15 protein-coding genes and 1 pseudogene are annotated in these 14,550 nt (G+C 72.5%); 11 read left to right on the forward strand and 5 right to left on the reverse strand.

What is annotated here, in order from left to right:
* Positions 1–188: 188 nt before the first annotated feature.
* The 3 genes from AB0398_RS03885 (at position 189) to AB0398_RS03895 (ending at position 3,183) form a co-directional block, all read left to right on the forward strand.
* Complete coding sequence (locus AB0398_RS03885) at positions 189–1,115, forward strand: proline dehydrogenase family protein (protein WP_366372158.1); 927 nt, start codon at positions 189–191, stop codon at positions 1,113–1,115.
* Between the two features lie 34 nt (positions 1,116–1,149).
* Entirely contained in the window at positions 1,150–2,781 is a 1,632-nt protein-coding gene (pruA, locus tag AB0398_RS03890; RefSeq protein WP_366372159.1) for an L-glutamate gamma-semialdehyde dehydrogenase, read from the forward strand.
* Between the two features lie 165 nt (positions 2,782–2,946).
* Entirely contained in the window at positions 2,947–3,183 is a 237-nt protein-coding gene (locus AB0398_RS03895; protein WP_366372161.1) for a hypothetical protein, read from the forward strand.
* On the opposite strand, the gene AB0398_RS03900 is transcribed toward AB0398_RS03895, so the two are convergent.
* Positions 3,173–4,060, reverse strand: a complete 888-nt coding sequence (locus AB0398_RS03900; RefSeq protein WP_366372163.1) for an alpha/beta fold hydrolase — start codon at positions 4,058–4,060, stop codon at positions 3,173–3,175. The two genes, AB0398_RS03895 and AB0398_RS03900, sit on opposite strands and share 11 nt — an antisense overlap.
* 117 nt (positions 4,061–4,177) lie before the next feature.
* Between AB0398_RS03900 and AB0398_RS03905 the strand changes: the two genes are divergently transcribed.
* Complete coding sequence (locus tag AB0398_RS03905; RefSeq protein WP_366372165.1) at positions 4,178–4,714, forward strand: GNAT family N-acetyltransferase; 537 nt, start codon at positions 4,178–4,180, stop codon at positions 4,712–4,714.
* Positions 4,715–4,747: 33 nt separating this feature from the next.
* On the opposite strand, the gene AB0398_RS03910 is transcribed toward AB0398_RS03905, so the two are convergent.
* The 3 genes from AB0398_RS03910 to AB0398_RS03920 are packed head-to-tail and all read right to left on the reverse strand — an operon-like array spanning position 4,748 to position 6,894.
* Positions 4,748–5,497 carry a hypothetical protein gene (locus AB0398_RS03910; RefSeq protein ID WP_366372166.1) on the reverse strand — a complete coding sequence of 250 codons (750 nt, stop codon included), beginning with the start codon at positions 5,495–5,497 and terminating at the stop codon, positions 4,748–4,750.
* Positions 5,494–5,835, reverse strand: coding sequence for a helix-turn-helix transcriptional regulator (locus AB0398_RS03915; protein ID WP_366372168.1), 342 nt, complete (start codon positions 5,833–5,835; stop codon positions 5,494–5,496). Before AB0398_RS03915 ends, AB0398_RS03910 begins: the two co-directional genes overlap by 4 nt.
* 54 nt (positions 5,836–5,889) lie before the next feature.
* Entirely contained in the window at positions 5,890–6,894 is a 1,005-nt protein-coding gene (locus AB0398_RS03920; protein ID WP_366372170.1) for an NADP-dependent oxidoreductase, read from the reverse strand.
* A 233-nt stretch (positions 6,895–7,127) separates the two neighbouring features.
* On the opposite strand from AB0398_RS03920, the gene AB0398_RS03925 reads away from it, so the two are divergent.
* The 4 genes from AB0398_RS03925 (at position 7,128) to AB0398_RS03940 (ending at position 10,915) form a co-directional block, all read left to right on the forward strand.
* Positions 7,128–8,018 carry a LysR family transcriptional regulator gene (locus tag AB0398_RS03925; RefSeq protein WP_366372172.1) on the forward strand — a complete coding sequence of 297 codons (891 nt, stop codon included), beginning with the start codon at positions 7,128–7,130 and terminating at the stop codon, positions 8,016–8,018.
* Positions 8,019–8,301: 283 nt separating this feature from the next.
* On the forward strand, positions 8,302–8,442 hold the full coding sequence (locus tag AB0398_RS03930) for a hypothetical protein (protein ID WP_356548324.1): 141 nt from the start codon (positions 8,302–8,304) through the stop codon (positions 8,440–8,442).
* An 80-nt stretch (positions 8,443–8,522) separates the two neighbouring features.
* Positions 8,523–9,563, forward strand: coding sequence for a 3-isopropylmalate dehydrogenase (locus tag AB0398_RS03935; RefSeq protein WP_366372174.1), 1,041 nt, complete (start codon positions 8,523–8,525; stop codon positions 9,561–9,563).
* 263 nt (positions 9,564–9,826) lie between these two features.
* Entirely contained in the window at positions 9,827–10,915 is a 1,089-nt protein-coding gene (locus tag AB0398_RS03940; RefSeq protein ID WP_366372176.1) for a branched-chain amino acid aminotransferase, read from the forward strand.
* A gap of 3 nt (positions 10,916–10,918) precedes the next feature.
* Here the strand turns inward: AB0398_RS03940 and AB0398_RS03945 are convergent, their stop codons facing one another.
* On the reverse strand, positions 10,919–12,343 hold the full coding sequence (locus AB0398_RS03945) for a cytosine permease (RefSeq protein ID WP_366372178.1): 1,425 nt from the start codon (positions 12,341–12,343) through the stop codon (positions 10,919–10,921).
* Positions 12,344–12,504: 161 nt separating this feature from the next.
* Between AB0398_RS03945 and AB0398_RS03950 the strand changes: the two are divergent.
* From AB0398_RS03950 to AB0398_RS03960, 3 genes and pseudogenes are all read left to right on the forward strand, one after another.
* Positions 12,505–12,738 (forward strand): annotated as a pseudogene (locus AB0398_RS03950) (hypothetical protein); the annotation flags it as partial.
* Between the two features lie 105 nt (positions 12,739–12,843).
* The gene (locus AB0398_RS03955; protein ID WP_366372179.1) at positions 12,844–13,860 is read left to right on the forward strand and encodes an agmatine deiminase family protein; all 1,017 of its coding nucleotides are present in this window, start codon (positions 12,844–12,846) and stop codon (positions 13,858–13,860) included.
* A gap of 125 nt (positions 13,861–13,985) precedes the next feature.
* Positions 13,986–14,531, forward strand: a complete 546-nt coding sequence (locus AB0398_RS03960; protein WP_366372354.1) for a TetR/AcrR family transcriptional regulator — start codon at positions 13,986–13,988, stop codon at positions 14,529–14,531.
* Positions 14,532–14,550: the final 19 nt, after the last annotated feature.

Below are 14,550 nucleotides of genomic sequence, written 5' to 3' on the forward strand. Positions count from 1 at the left end.
ACCCATTCTCGCACCCCCTCAGACAGATGTATGAGAGGCGGGCCACGGATGCGTGACAGCTGTAGGTGGCGGACGATCGGACCGATTCGTAGGTTTCACAGTGGTTATCCGTGCTGTTCCGGTTCGTTCGCTTCGGCGTCTTCATCCGGGTACGGCCCCGTTCTACCCTTGCCCTCTGGAGGTGCCCCGTGCTGGGTCCCGTGATCCTCGCCGCGTCGCGCAGCGACAAGATGCGCCGTTTCGTCTCGGCCGCGCCCGGGACCAAGCAGGTCGTGGCACGCTTCATCGCCGGCGAGACCGTGGACGACGTCGTCCCGATCGTGCGGGAGCTGAGCGAGCGCGGCCTGGAGGTCACCCTCGACGTCGTCGGCGAGGACATCACCACCGTCGAGCAGTCGCACGCCGCCCGGGACGCCTACCTGGAGCTCATCGGCCGCCTGAAGGAGCTGGGCCTCGGCGAGCGCGCCGAGATGTCCGTGAAGCTGTCGATGTTCGGCCAGTCCCTGGAGAACGGCCACGAGCTGGCGCTCGCCAACGTCCGGCCGGTCGTCGAGGCCGCCGCCGAGATCGGCACCACCGTCACCCTGGACGCCGAGGACCACACCACCCTCGACTCGATGTTCGCCATCCACGAGGAGCTGCGGAAGGACTTCCCGCAGACCGGCTGCGTCATCCAGGCCTACCTCTTCCGCACCGAGGACGACGCCCGCCGCCTCGCCGCGAACGGCTCCCGCGTCCGGATCGTGAAGGGCGCCTACAAGGAGCCCGCCTCCGTCGCGATCCAGGAGAAGCCGGAGATCGACAAGGCGTACGTCCGGATCACGAAGATCCTGATGGAGGGCTCCGGCTACCCGATGATCGGGTCCCACGACCCGCGCCTGATCTCCGTCGGCCAGGAGCTGGCCCGCCGCGCCGGGCGCAAGCCGGACGAGTACGAGTTCCAGATGCTGTACGGCATCCGGAGCGAGGAGCAGAACCGCCTCGCCGCCGAGGGCCACCGCATGCGCGTCTACACCGCGTACGGCACCGACTGGTACGGCTACTTCATGCGCCGTCTGGCGGAGAAGCCGGCCAACCTCCTCTTCTTCGTCCGCTCCATCCTCACCAAGGGCTGAGCCCCACCACCCCTCCGAAGGAGTATCGAGACTCATGGACGCTGTGACCCAGGTCCCCACTCCCGTCAACGAGCCGGTGCACGGCTACGCCCCCGGCTCCCCCGAGCGCGCCCGTCTGGAGCTCAAGCTCAAGGAGCTGGCCGAGAACCCGCGCGAGCTGCCGATGACCATCGGCGGCGTGAAGCGCCTGGGCGGCGGCGAGGAGTTCGAGGTCGTCCAGCCGCACAACCACCGGGCCGTCATCGGCACCTTCCGCGGCGCCACCCAGCAGGACGCCCAGGACGCGATCGACGCCGCCCTGGCCGCCGCCCCCGCCTGGCGCGCGATGTCCTTCGACGACCGCGCCGCGATCATCCTGCGCGCCGCCGAGCTGCTCGCCGGGCCCTGGCGCGAGACGCTGGCCGCGTCCACCATGCTCGGCCAGTCCAAGACCGCCCAGCAGGCCGAGATCGACACCCCGTGCGAGCTCGTCGACTTCTGGCGCTTCAACGTGGCGTACGCCCGCCAGATCCTGGCCGAGCAGCCCCCGGCCAACTCGCCGGGCGTCTGGAACCGTCTGGACCACCGCCCGCTCGAGGGCTTCGTCTACGCGATCACGCCGTTCAACTTCACGGCCATCGCGGGCAACCTGCCCACCGCCCCCGCCCTCATGGGCAACGTGGTGGTCTGGAAGCCGTCCCCGACGCAGACCCACGCCGCCGTGCTCCTCATGGAGCTCCTGGAGGAGGCGGGCCTGCCCAAGGGCGTCATCAACCTGGTGACCGGCGACGGCATCGCCGTCTCCGAGGTGGCCCTGAACCACCGCGACCTGGCCGGCATCCACTTCACCGGCTCGACCAAGACCTTCCAGCACCTGTGGAAGACGGTCGGCAACAACATCGAGAACTACCGCTCGTACCCGCGGATCGTCGGCGAGACCGGCGGCAAGGACTTCGTCGTCGCCCACCCCAGCGCCGACCGCGCCGTCCTGAAGACCGCCCTGACCCGCGGCTCCTTCGAGTACCAGGGCCAGAAGTGTTCCGCGTCCTCGCGCGCCTACGTCCCGGCCTCGATCTGGAACGACGGCTTCAAGGAGGAGTTCGCGGCCGAGGTCGACGGCATCACCATGGGTGACGTCACCGACCTGTCGCACTTCATCGGCGCCGTCATCGACGACCGCTCGTTCGCCAAGAACAAGGCGGCGATCGACCGCGCCAAGTCCGACCCGAGCTGCACGATCGTCGCCGGCGGCACCTACGACGACTCGGTCGGTTACTTCGTCCGCCCGACCGTCATCGAGTGCGCCGACCCGGAGAACGAGGTCTTCACGACCGAGTACTTCGGCCCGATCCTCGCGATCCACGTCTACGACGACGAGAAGTACGACGAGATGCTGACCCAGATGGAGTCGGTCTCGGACTACGCGCTCACCGGCTCGGTCATCGCGAACGACCGCGCCGCCGCCGCGTACACGATGGAGAAGCTCCGCTACGCCGCGGGCAACTTCTACATCAACGACAAGTCGACCGGCGCCGTCGTCGGCCAGCAGCCCTTCGGCGGCGGCCGCGCCTCCGGCACCGACGACAAGGCCGGCGCCCCGCAGAACCTGATGCGCTGGACGCTGACCCGCGCGATCAAGGAGACGCTGGTCCCGCCGACCGAGTACGGCTACCCGCACATGGGCTGACGCCCGCCCGCCGCGCGAGCGGCCCCTGCCCCCAGGGGCAGACCCCCGTCCCCTCGGGACGGGCCCCCGACACCGCCCCCGACCCCGGTCCCCCAACCGGGGTCGGGGGCGGTTTCCATGCGGGAGGCTTACGCTGCTGGGAGGGGATCGGTGAGGAGGCACGACATGCCCGGTTCAACGACACTCGGCCCCGGGCACGGGGTCGACGCGATCGAGCACCTCGACGCGTTGCGGATGACGTCCCTGATGAAGGAGCTGCACCGGCTGCTGACCGGGCCGGGGCCCGACCGGCTCACGGACGCGCAGGTCGCGACCCTGCTCGCGGGTGACGGCCGCCATCGGGAAGGCTTCACCGAGTGGGTGGAGCGCATGGCCCGCGACCTGGAGAAGGCTACGGCCTGACGGGGACCCGCCGGGTCAGGAAGTCGTCGATCAGCGTCGCGATCCGCGGCGCGTGGGTCTCCAGGGCGAAGTGGCCGGTGGGCAGGAGGTGGACCTCGGCGTCCGGGAGGTCGCGGCGGAAGGCCTCGGCGCCCGCCGGGACGAACACCTGGTCGCCCTCGCCCCAGACGGCGAGGAGGGGGACCCGGGAGGTGCGGAAGTACTCCTGGAAGGCCGGGTAGAGGGCGAAGTTGGAGCCGTAGTCGGTGATCAGGTCCAGCTGGATGCCGTCCTGGCCCTCGCGGGCCATCAGGGCGGCGTCGTGGTGCCAGGCGTCGGGGCTGAGGAGGTCGTGGTACTCGGCGGGGACGCCCGTCTCGTACTGCCACCGGATGCCGTCCGGGGAGCGGATGGCGCGGACCGGCTCCTCGGTCTTCGGAGTGCGCTCCTCGATCAGGGCGAGGACCGGGGCCCACGCCTCGGCGCCGAGGCCCTCCTCGTACGCGTTGCCGTTCTGGGTGACGATCGCGGTGATCCGCCCGGGGTGGGCGAGAGCGAGCCGGAGGCCGATGGGGGCGCCGTAGTCCTGGACGTAGAGCGCGAACCGCTCCAGGCCGACGGCCTCGGTGAACTCGGCCGTGAGCGCGGCCAGTTCGGCGAAGGTGTAGGGGAAGTCGCCGGCCGGGGGCGCGGCGCTGCGGCCGAAGCCCAGGTGGTCGGGGGCGATCAGGCGGTAGCGGTCGGCGAGCAGGGGGATCAGGTCGCGGAACATGTGCGAACTGGTGGGGAAGCCGTGCAGCAGGAGGAGGGCGGGGGCGTCGGCCGGGCCGGCCTCCCGGTAGGCGATCTCGTGCCCGCGGACGGTGACGGTGCGGTGGTGGGTCGGCAGTACGGACATCTTCTAACCCCTTAGGTGTGGATTAACGGTTAGGTGTCGGCAGGGTGATTCCAGCAGACCCGGAGTAACCTGTCAATTCACTTTCAAGGGTTAATGTGATGTGGGAGGGTGAGGCGCATGACCGTGAGGACCGCGCCCACCCATGCACTCGGAGCCGCCCGGCTCCGCTCCGTACGCGAGATGCTCGACCTCGCCTTCGAGGGGAACTTCGACGACGAGGACTGGGACCACACCCTCGGCGGCTTCCACGCCTGGATCGAGGACGGGGAGGGGATCGCCGCCCACGGCGCCGTCGTCATGCGCCGGCTGCTCCACGGAGGGCGCTCGCACCGCGTCGGGTACGTGGAAGGGGTCGCCGTCCGGGCCGACCTGCGCCGCAAGGGGCTCGGCGGGGCGGTCATGGCCGAGCTGGAGCGGGTGATCGACGGGGCCTACGCCTTCGGGGCGCTCGCCGCCTCGGACGCGGGCGCGGCCCTCTACCGGGGGCGCGGCTGGCAGGTCTGGGAGGGGCGCGTCGAGGCGTTCACGCCCGGCGGGATCGTCCACCTCCCGGAGGAGGAGGGGGGCGTCTTCCTGCGCCCGGCGGGCGCGGGGCCCCTGCCGGACCCCGCCGCCCCGCTCGTCTTCGACTGGCGGGACGGCGATGTGACGTGAAGGGATTTGAGGGCGTGGGGGTGTGACGGTGCGTCAGGGGCCGTCGTTCCCCGTCGCCGCGCGGTCCGCGTGGACGCGGCCCCTCTCCGTCTCCTTCCTCGCCGTGTACGTCATGCCGATCGCGTAGCCGAGGCCGAGCAGCGCGATCGTGTACCCCGGCAGCCCGAGGCCGGCCAGGGCCACCGCCAGACAGCCGAGGACGGCGAGCGCCCAGACCGCCAGCACCGCCTTGCCCCGGCGGCTGAGGAACAGCCACCCGTGCGGGCGGGCCGGCAGCGACTCCAGGCCCCCTTCGGGGCCCGCGGTCGCCGCCTTCGGGCGCTTGAAGTAGCCGTACACCAGCCACTCGCCGCACAGCTCCCAGCCCTCCGGCTCCAGCTCGTCCAGGACCCGGGCGCGGCGGCGGTCCGTGATCACCTCGCGGCGGTACTCCCAGGCGAGCGCGGCCCCCGGCGCCCGGCGGCAGACGAACCGGCCGAGCGCGTCCAGTGACTCCACCTCCCAGCCCTGGTCCCCGTGGACGGCCAGCATCCGGCGGTCGTTGAAGAGGTCCGCGGTCCACGTCCAGTGCTCCGCCGCCCCGTCCGGCTCCCCGGGCGCCGGGGCGAGCCCGCCGAGCCGGGCCGCGAACCGCGCGGCGGGCCCGAACTCCTCCTCCGGCGCGGACCCCGTCTCCGCGAGGTGCCCGCGCAGCTCGGCGGCGGTCCGGTCGATCTGCTCCTCGGGCACGCCCGCCGCGCGCAGCGCGCCCGTCAGCTCCTCGAAGTAGGCGTCGGTGGTCATGGTGCTGCTCCCCCTGCGTGCAGTCGCGTCCCCACGGCCCGGTGGAACTCCGTCCAGGCCGCGCCCTCGGCCGCCAGGTGCGTCCGGCCCGGGTCGGTGAGCCGGTAGTAGCGGCGGCCCGGCCCGCGCTCGGCGGCGCGGAACTCGGCCTCGACCAGACCGGCCTCCTCCAGGCGGTTCAGGACGGGATAGAGCGTCCCGCCCTTGATCTCGCCGAGGCCCGCCCCGGCGAGCGCCTTCGCGATCTCGTACCCGTAGCTCTCGCCGTCGGTCAGACAGGAGAGGACGAGCAGGTCGAGGACTCCCTTGAGCCAGCTGGATCTGCGGTCTGCGGCCATGCGTGCATTCCATCACTACCTAGGTAGGAAAACAACCTAGGTGGGTGTGCCGAGTCAGACCGTGACGAGCATCTTCCCCAGGTTCTCGCCCCGCAGCATCCCCAGGAACGCGTCCACCACGTGCTCGAAGCCCTCCGCCACCGTCACGTCCAGCGGCAGCGAACCGTCGCGCAGGTGCGGGACGGCGAGGTCGTACAGCTCCTCCAGGGCGTCCATGTGGTTCCGGACCAGGAACCCTTCGAGCCGGATGCTCTTCCCGACCAGGTCGAAGAGGTTGCGCGGGGCCGGCGGGGGAGCGGAGAGCGAGTGGTACTGGGCCACGGCGCCCACCCAGGCGATCCGGCCGTGCTCGCGCAGCGAGCCGATCGCGGCCTCCAGGTGCTCGCCGCCCACCCCGTCGAGCACCGCGTCGAGCCCGTCGGGCGCGGCCTTCGCGAGCGACTCCGCCACCGGCCCGTCGTGGTGGTCGAAGGCCGCGTCGAAGCCCACCTCCTCCGTCAGGTACGCCACCTTGCGCGCCGAACCCGCGCTGCCCACCAGACGGCCCGCGCCGAGCAGCCGGGCGAGCCGCCCCGCCGCCGTGCCCACCCCGCCGGCCGCCGCCGAGACGAACAGGTCCTCGCCCGCCCGGAGCCGCGCGATCCTGGTCAGGCCCACATAGGCCGACAGGCCCGTACCGCCGAGCAGGCTCAGGTGCGCGGCGAGCGGGACGCCGGGGCCGAGGTCCGGGACCCGGCGCACCTCGTCCGGCGCCACCACGGCGTGGGTGCGCCAGCCCCTGCGGTGCAGGACGAGGTCGCCCGGGCGCAGCGACGGGTCGCGCGAGTCGAGCACCCGGCCCAGGGCCCGGCCCTCCATCGGGGAGCCCAGGGTCCACAGCTCGTCCGTGTCCATCGCCTCGCGGTGGTACGGGTCGACCGAGAGCCGGAGGTTCTGGACGAGCGCGGTGCCCGGTCCGGGCGCCGGCAGCGGTTCCTCCGTGAAGGAGAACAGGTCGGGGGTCGGGAAGCCGGTGGGGCGGGCGGTCTGCCGGACGGTGATCATGGTGTCGTTCGTCATGCCGCCGACCGTAGGAGGCGGCCGGCGGCCCGGGCAGGGGGTAGCGTCGATGGCTCCGGCGGATCCATGAAAGTCGCTCATGGACGCGGGTGGGGGCGGATGCGACGGCTCCGCGACGAGGTCGCGTACGCGGGCGCTCGGCCGCTCGGGTACGCAGGTACGCAGAGGCACGCGGGCACGCAGGTACGTGGGCGCGCAAGCACGCAGATACGCACGAAGGGGTGGCGCCGCGCATGAACGGGTCCGGGAGCAAGGCCGTCGATCTGGCCCCGCACGAGCTGCGCGTCCTCGTCGCCGTCGGGCGCGAGCGCGGCTTCTCGGCCGCCGCCATCGTCCTCGGCACGACCCAGTCCGCCGTCTCGCACTCGGTGCGCGGCAGCGAACGCAAGCTGGGCGTCGTCCTCTTCGAGCGGGGCCGGACCGGCGCCACCCCGACCCCGGCCGGGGAGCGGGCCCTCGCGTACGCCCGGCGGGTGCTGCGGCTCCTGGAGGTGATGGCCGCCGAGGTGCGTGCCACGAAGGCGGACGCTCCCGCCGGACCGCTGCGGATCGCGGCCTTCCGCAGCGCCGCCCTCCACCTGCTGCCCCGCGCCCTGGGACGGCTCGCGGAGCGCCACCCGGACGTCGTGCCCGAGGTGCGGATCGTGCGGGAGGTGGGGCGCGGCACGGCCGGCGAAGTCCTCGACGGGCGGGCCGACCTGGGGATCGCGACGCTCGGCACCACCTCGCCGGTGCCGCCGGAGCTGGTCGGCGGCGTCCTCCTGGAGGAGGGGTACGCCCTGGTGCACCCGGCCGGGCACCCGGCGCCGCGCACGCTCCCGCTGATCGACTGGACGGAGAACTGCACCTCGTACACCCGGGAGTGGTGGGCCGGGCAGGAGTGGCTGCCGCCCGCGACGGTGGAGGCCGAGGACGACGGGACGGTCCTCTCCATGGTGGGCACCGGTTTCGGGATGGCCGTGATGCCGGAGCTCTCCCTGGTCGGGGCGCCGCCCTCGGTGCGGATCACCGATCTCGGACCGGACCGCCCGACGCGCTCGGTGGGCTACGTCACCACCCCCGAGCTGGCCTCTTCGCCCGCCGTACGGGCCCTGATCCGGGAGCTGCGGGCCGTCGCGGGGTGACCCTCGGTGTCCTGCCGTCTCAGATAGTAGGAAGTCCGAGTAATTGTGGAGACAGATGCGGCGGCCTGCCCTAGCTTTGTAGGAGCCGAACGTCTCGCTCCATCAGCGAATGGCGGTCGAGAGCGCGACGCCCCGTGCAGGCAACCCCTGCGGCGGCGCTCCCCGCCCCTTCCGGCGCCTTCGATCACCACTGGTCCCCGCACGTCGCCGACCGTTCCCGGTCCCCGTACGTCGCTCATCTCCGCACGCCGGATCACCACTGATCTCAAGGAGTCGATCCCTCATGGCCCCCATCGCCGCCCAGGCCGCCCGCCGCGTCCGCCACTCCGCCGCCCGTCCCGCCGACGAGGCCCGCCAGAACGCCGCCGCCGCCCTCCAGCGCGCCCTCGACCGCCGTGACAACGGCGGCTCCACCGGCCACTGACCCCCCCGTCGAGGCCTGGACGTTCGTCCACATGATGGACGTGACGTGTCAGACGATGGGACGACCAGTAGGGTGCCGACATGTCTCACAGCATCGATCTCGCAGTCATCCCCGGCGACGGCATCGGCCAGGAGGTCGTGGCCCAGGGCCTCAAGGTCCTCTCGGCCGTCCTTCCCCAGGACGTGAAGCTGGAGACCGAGGAGTACGACTTCGGCGCCACGCGCTACCACGCCACCGGTGAGACCCTCACCGACGCCGACCTGGACTCCCTCAAGAAGCACGACGCCATCCTGCTCGGCGCCATCGGCGACCCGTCGGTGCCCTCCGGCGTCCTGGAGCGCGGCTTCCTCCTGAAGCTCCGCTTCGCCTTCGACCACCACGTGAACCTGCGTCCCTCGAAGCTGCTCCCCGGCGTGGCGACCCCGCTCGCCGGACAGCCCGAGATCGACTTCGTCGTGGTCCGCGAGGGCACCGAGGGCCCGTACACGGGCAACGGCGGCACCATCCGCAAGGGCACCCCGCACGAGGTCGCCACCGAGGTCTCGGTCAACACCGCCTTCGGCGTCGAGCGCGTGGTCCGGGACGCCTTCGCCCGCGCCCAGGCCCGCCCGCGCAAGAAGCTCACGCTGGTCCACAAGAACAACGTGCTGACCTTTGCCGGCCACCTCTGGACGGACACCTTCCACCGGGTGGCCGCCGAGTTCCCCGAGGTCGCCACCGACTACCTGCACGTCGACGCCGCGACGATCTTCCTCGTCACCGACCCGGCCCGCTTCGACGTGATCGTCACCGACAACCTCTTCGGCGACATCATCACCGACCTCGCCGCGGCCGTCTCCGGCGGCATCGGCGTCGCCGCCTCGGGCAACATCAACCCCAGCGGCGACTTCCCGTCCATGTTCGAGCCGGTCCACGGCTCCGCGCCGGACATCGCGGGCCAGGGCAAGGCCGACCCCACGGCCACCGTCCTCTCCGTCGCCCTCCTGCTGCGCCACCTCGGCTACGAGTCCGAGGCCGTCCGGGTCGAGGAGGCCGTCGCGGCCGACCTCACCGAGCGGGGCGACTCCGTCCGCACCACGGACGAGATCGGCGACGCGCTCGCCGCGCGAGTAGCGAGCTGACCCGCGCCGACTGACACACGCCATCAGCCGCCGGGTCGCACAGCGCCCGGCGGCTGTCCCATGCGCGGCCGCGGGGTGCGCACCCCGAAAGAACCCCGGACCGCGCCAGCCTGTTTCACGCACCGGTCCCCGCGCGCGATAATCGAACGCGGGGCCGCCGTATGCGGGCACCGTCGGACGTCCACTCCGTCAGGGACAAGCCGTCTCCGACAGCGGCGTACGCGCGCGGTCCTCTCCCCACGACCGGTGAAGGACACGCACTCATGACGACGCCCACGATCGAGCTCAAGCCCTCCTCCAGCCCGCTGTCCGACGCGGAGCGCGAGGCGATCCTGGCCAACCCGGGATTCGGCCGCCACTTCACCGACCACATGGTCACCATCCGGTGGACCGACGGCCGCGGCTGGCACGATGCCGAACTCGTCCCGTACGGCCCGCTCGCGCTCGACCCGGCCACCAACGTCCTGCACTACGCGCAGGAGATCTTCGAGGGCCTGAAGGCCTACCGCCGCCCCGACGGCTCGGTCGCCAGCTTCCGTCCCGACGCCAACGCCCGCCGCTTCCAGGCCTCCGCCCGCCGTCTCGCCATGCCCGAGCTGCCGGTCGAGACCTTCGTCGAGGCCTGTGACGTCCTCGTCCAGCACGACAAGGCGTGGGTCCCGGAGCACGGCGGCGAGGCCTCGCTCTACCTGCGCCCGTTCATGATCGCGACCGAGGTCGGCCTGGGCGTCCGCCCGGCGAACGAGTACCTCTTCGTGGTCATCGCCTCCCCGGCCGGCCCGTACTTCCCCGGCGGCGTGAAGCCCGTCTCCATCTGGCTCTCGGAGAACCGCGTCCGCGCCGTCCCCGGCGGCGTCGGCGACGCCAAGACCGGCGGCAACTACGCGGCCTCCCTGCTCGCGCAGGCCGAGGCGGCGGCCAAGGGCTGCGACCAGGTCGCCTACCTCGACGCCGTCGAGCACAAGTGGGTCGAGGAGCTCGGCGGCATGAACCTGTACTTCGTGTACGGGAACAAGCTGATCACCCCCGTCCTCACCGGCTCGCTGCTCGCCGGCATCACCCGCGACTCGCTGCTCAAGCTGGCCGCCGACCTGGGCCTGGAGGCCGAGGAGGGCCGTGTCTCCATCGACCGGTGGCAGGCCGACAGCGAGAACGGCACCCTGACCGAGGTCTTCGCCTGCGGCACCGCCGCCGTCATCACCCCGGTCGGCACCGTCAAGTCCGAGCGCGGCGAGTGGACCCAGTCGGGCGGGGAGCCCGGCGAGGTCACCATGAGGCTGCGCGAGGCGCTCCTCGCCGTCCAGACCGGCAAGGCCGAGGACAACCACGGCTGGATGCACGAGCTGGGCTGATCCCTACCCCTCCACCCGCACCGGGGCTTCCGGGGCCGTCGCGGCCACGGGGGCCCCGTGCGGCGTCAGGACGGCGTACAGCGCGCCGCCCGTGATCCCCGAGAGCACGAAACTGCAGTCGATCCCGCCCGTCAGGGCGAGCAGCGGCCCCTCGTAGAGCGGCGTCGACACCGCGGCCAGGCCGACCGCCGCGCCGACCGCCCAGGATGCGGTGGCGCGCGGGTGCCAGCCCGCCGAGAACCAGTAGATCCCGCCGCGCGAGCGCCGGTTGTAGACCTGGAGTGCCTCCGGGTCGTAGACGCCCCCGCAGCGCGCGTGCCCGATCAGGGTGATCACCGCCCACGGGGTGCCGATCGCGGTGAGCAGCAGCACGAACGAGGTCATCGCCGTCTGCGCGTCCGAGGCGAAGTGGCCGAGGAAGACGAAGGCGGTGGCCACCGCCGCGACCACGAGCGTGGCGCGCGCCCGGGTGGCCCGGGGCAGGATCGCGTCCAGGTCGAGCCCCATGGAGTACAGCATCAGCCCGGCGTTGCCGACGGTGCCGGCCGTGGCCGCGACGAGGAGCGGCACCAGGTACCAGCCGGGCGAGGCGGCGACGAGCGGGCCGGCGTAGTCGAGCGCCCCGCGGGCCGCGAGCGCCGTGTACGTGCCGAAGAGCTGCGGGACGAGCAGGCCCACGACCAGGCCCAGACAGGTCGCCCGCCACACGGTCCGCGCGCCGTACCGCTCGGGGGAGACGTACCGCGTGTAGTCGCCGAGCAGGGTGATGAAGGCGACCGGCCCGCTGAGCCCCGCCGCCACCGCCGAGAGCAGCCAGGTCGGCCAGAAGGAGCCCAGGAGGTACGGGGTGTCCGGCACCGCCGCCGTGGTGAAGTCCCCGGCGTACGCGACCAGGCCGACGGCGAGGAGCGCGGTCATGCCGACCGCGAGCACCTTGCTCAGTCGCAGCAGCAGCCGGTAGCCGTACACGGCGGCGACCACCGTGCAGGCGGCGAGCAGCGCGTAGACGACGGCGTGGGCGCCGCTGCCCGTGGGCAGGCCGGTCAGCCGGGCGAGGGCCCCCACCACGACGTCGCCGCCGATCCAGAGGGTCAGGGCGGTGTAGCCGAGCGAGAGGAGCAGCCCCACCACCGAGCCGACGAGCCGGCCCCGGACGCCGAAGAAGGCGCCGGAGGAGGTGGAGAGGTTGGTCGCGGTGCGCAGGGAGACCAGCGCGAGCGGGGCGGTGACCGCGACGCCGACGAGGGTGCCGGTGACGACGGAGGTCACCGAGCCCCAGAGGCCGAGGCCGAAGGAGACGGGGAGCCAGCCGAAGACGATCACCCCCAGGCAGAGGTTGGAGCCGAGCAGGATCGAGACGAGGTCGCGGGGGCCGCTGGTGCGTTCGGCCTCGGGGACGGTGTCGACTCCGCGCTGTTCTATCGGCATGGGGTCTCCCGGGGAGCTGAGAGGGGACGGGGGAAGCTGGTGGACGACTTTTAGAGTGACGCTCAATGTGACCTGTGCCCATACCGTGCGTCAATGCTTGGAGCCACGCGTCTCAGCATTTAGAGTGACGCTCAAACGGGAGGTGTTTGGGACGTGCGACTGCCCCCGCGGAACGCGATCGGCTCCAGGTCGGAGCCATGGGCCCGCGGGACGCCCCGCACGGCCTCGGCGCGACCGGGATCACCTCCTCCGGCACGCGGGGGACGGGAAGGGCCGGCGAGACCGTACGCCGGACCTTCACCGCGGCCGGGCCGCCCGTCGGCCCGGCGATCGCCCGCGGCCCTGCGTACGGGGTCGTGGGCGATCCGGACACCGCCACCGGCACCTGTGAACCGGCTCGCCCCCGGAACGCGGTCCGGCGCCCACGGCGCCGCCGCGCCGGCGGCCGGACCGGTCTCGCCCCCCTCGACCACCCCTACTTCCTCTAGGACCCACTGACCATGACGTACCGCATGCCCGCCGAGTGGACACCGCACGAGCGCACCTGGATGGCCTGGCCCGGCCCCAACCCCACCTTCACCGATGCCGAGGAGCTGACCGCCGCCCGCGCCGCCTGGGCCTCGGTGGCCCGCGCCGTCCGCCGCTTCGAGCCGGTGACGATGGTCGTCGCCCCCGGCGACGCGGAGGGCGCCCGCGCGCTCCTCGGCGAGGACGTCGAGCTGGTCGAGCGCGACCTCGACGACGCCTGGATGCGGGACATCGGCCCGACCTTCGTCACGAACGGCACCGAACTGGCCGCCGTGGACTGGGTGTTCAACGGCTGGGGCGCCCAGGACTGGGCCCGCTGGGAGCACGACTCCAAGATCGCCCGCCACGTCGCGGACACGGCCGGCGTCCCCGTCGTAAGCAGCCCCCTCGTCAACGAGGGCGGCGCGATCCACGTCGACGGCGAGGGCACGGTCCTCCTCACCGACACCGTCCAGCTCGGCTCCGGCCGCAACCCCGGGTGGACCCGAGAGCAGGTCGAGACCGAGATCCACGCCAGGCTCGGCACCACGAAGGCGATCTGGCTCCCGCACGGCCTCGCCGCCGACTACGGCACGTACGGCACCCAGGGCCACGTCGACATCGTCGCCGCCTTCGCCCGCCCCGGCACCGTCCTCGTCCACAGCCAGCGGGACCCGGCCCACCCCGACTACGAGCGCTCCCGGACGCACGCGAGCATCCTGCGCGCCGCCACCGACGCCCGGGGCCGCCCCCTGGAGGTCATCGAGATCCCGGCCCCGACCGTCCTCAAGGACGAGGAGGGCGACTGGGTCGACTACTCGTACATCAACCACTACCTCTGCGAAGGCGCCGTGATCCTCTGCGCCTTCGACGACCCCCACGACGAGCTCGCCGCCGAGATCTTCCGCCGCCTCTTCCCCGACCGCGAGGTCGTCCTGGTCGACGCGCGCACGATCTTCGCGGCCGGCGGCGGCATCCACTGCATCACCCAGCAGCAGCCGAAGGTCTGAGGGCCGGGCCTCCCGGGCCCGTCATCGGGTAGAACGTACGAGTGAGTCAGAGCAGCAGTCCGACGTCCCCTCCCCGCCGCCGCAACCAGGCCGCACCGCCCCGCGAGGAGGTGCTCGCCGCCGCCATGGGGACCATCGCCGAGCGCGGGCTCGACGGGCTCACCATGGCCGGGCTCGGGCGGCAGGTCGGAATGAGCAGCGGACACCTGCTGTACTACTTCCGCACCAAGGACGAACTGCTGCTCCAGACCCTGGAGTGGAGCGAGGGGCGGCTCGGGGCCCGGCGCGGCGCCCTGCTCTCCCGGCCGGGCAGCGCCCGTGAGCGGCTCGACGGATACGTGGACGTGTACGTGCCCGAAGGGCCGCGCGACCCGCACTGGACGCTCTGGCTGGAGGTCTGGAACCGCTCGCAGAACGCCGACGCCGACGCCCGCGCGCGCCAGGCCGCCATCGAGGGGGCCTGGCACCGGGACCTGGTCGCGATCCTGGCCGAAGGGGTCTCGCGCGGTGAGTTCCGGCCGGTCGACCCGGACCGCTTCGCCACCCGGACGCGCGCCCTGCTCGACGGCTTCAGCGTGCACGTCGCCGTCGGCATCCCCGGCACGGGGAGGGGTCAAGTCCTCGAACACGTGCGGGAGTTCGTCGAACAGGAGCTGCTCGCGCGACCGTAACGCACGCAAGTACACAGGA

Source organism: Streptomyces sp. NPDC086147 (genome assembly GCF_040702165.1).
Lineage (GTDB): Bacteria > Actinomycetota > Actinomycetes > Streptomycetales > Streptomycetaceae > Streptomyces.

What these genes read in the sequence shown, in the direction of transcription:
- pruA (WP_366372159.1), top strand. Translation starts at nt 1,150, where the DNA reads ATGGACGCTGTGACCCAGGTCCCCACTCCCGTCAACGAGCCGGTGCAC.
- AB0398_RS03895 (WP_366372161.1), top strand. Translation starts at nt 2,947, where the DNA reads ATGCCCGGTTCAACGACACTCGGCCCCGGGCACGGGGTCGACGCGATC.
- AB0398_RS03900 (WP_366372163.1), bottom strand. Translation starts at nt 4,060, where the DNA reads ATGTCCGTACTGCCGACCCACCACCGCACCGTCACCGTCCGCGGGCAC.
- AB0398_RS03905 (WP_366372165.1), top strand. Translation starts at nt 4,178, where the DNA reads ATGACCGTGAGGACCGCGCCCACCCATGCACTCGGAGCCGCCCGGCTC.
- AB0398_RS03910 (WP_366372166.1), bottom strand. Translation starts at nt 5,497, where the DNA reads ATGACCACCGACGCCTACTTCGAGGAGCTGACGGGCGCGCTGCGCGCG.
- AB0398_RS03915 (WP_366372168.1), bottom strand. Translation starts at nt 5,835, where the DNA reads ATGGCCGCAGACCGCAGATCCAGCTGGCTCAAGGGAGTCCTCGACCTG.
- AB0398_RS03920 (WP_366372170.1), bottom strand. Translation starts at nt 6,894, where the DNA reads ATGACGAACGACACCATGATCACCGTCCGGCAGACCGCCCGCCCCACC.
- AB0398_RS03925 (WP_366372172.1), top strand. Translation starts at nt 7,128, where the DNA reads ATGAACGGGTCCGGGAGCAAGGCCGTCGATCTGGCCCCGCACGAGCTG.
- AB0398_RS03930 (WP_356548324.1), top strand. Translation starts at nt 8,302, where the DNA reads ATGGCCCCCATCGCCGCCCAGGCCGCCCGCCGCGTCCGCCACTCCGCC.
- AB0398_RS03935 (WP_366372174.1), top strand. Translation starts at nt 8,523, where the DNA reads ATGTCTCACAGCATCGATCTCGCAGTCATCCCCGGCGACGGCATCGGC.
- AB0398_RS03940 (WP_366372176.1), top strand. Translation starts at nt 9,827, where the DNA reads ATGACGACGCCCACGATCGAGCTCAAGCCCTCCTCCAGCCCGCTGTCC.
- AB0398_RS03945 (WP_366372178.1), bottom strand. Translation starts at nt 12,343, where the DNA reads ATGCCGATAGAACAGCGCGGAGTCGACACCGTCCCCGAGGCCGAACGC.
- AB0398_RS03955 (WP_366372179.1), top strand. Translation starts at nt 12,844, where the DNA reads ATGACGTACCGCATGCCCGCCGAGTGGACACCGCACGAGCGCACCTGG.
- AB0398_RS03960 (WP_366372354.1), top strand. Translation starts at nt 13,986, where the DNA reads ATGGGGACCATCGCCGAGCGCGGGCTCGACGGGCTCACCATGGCCGGG.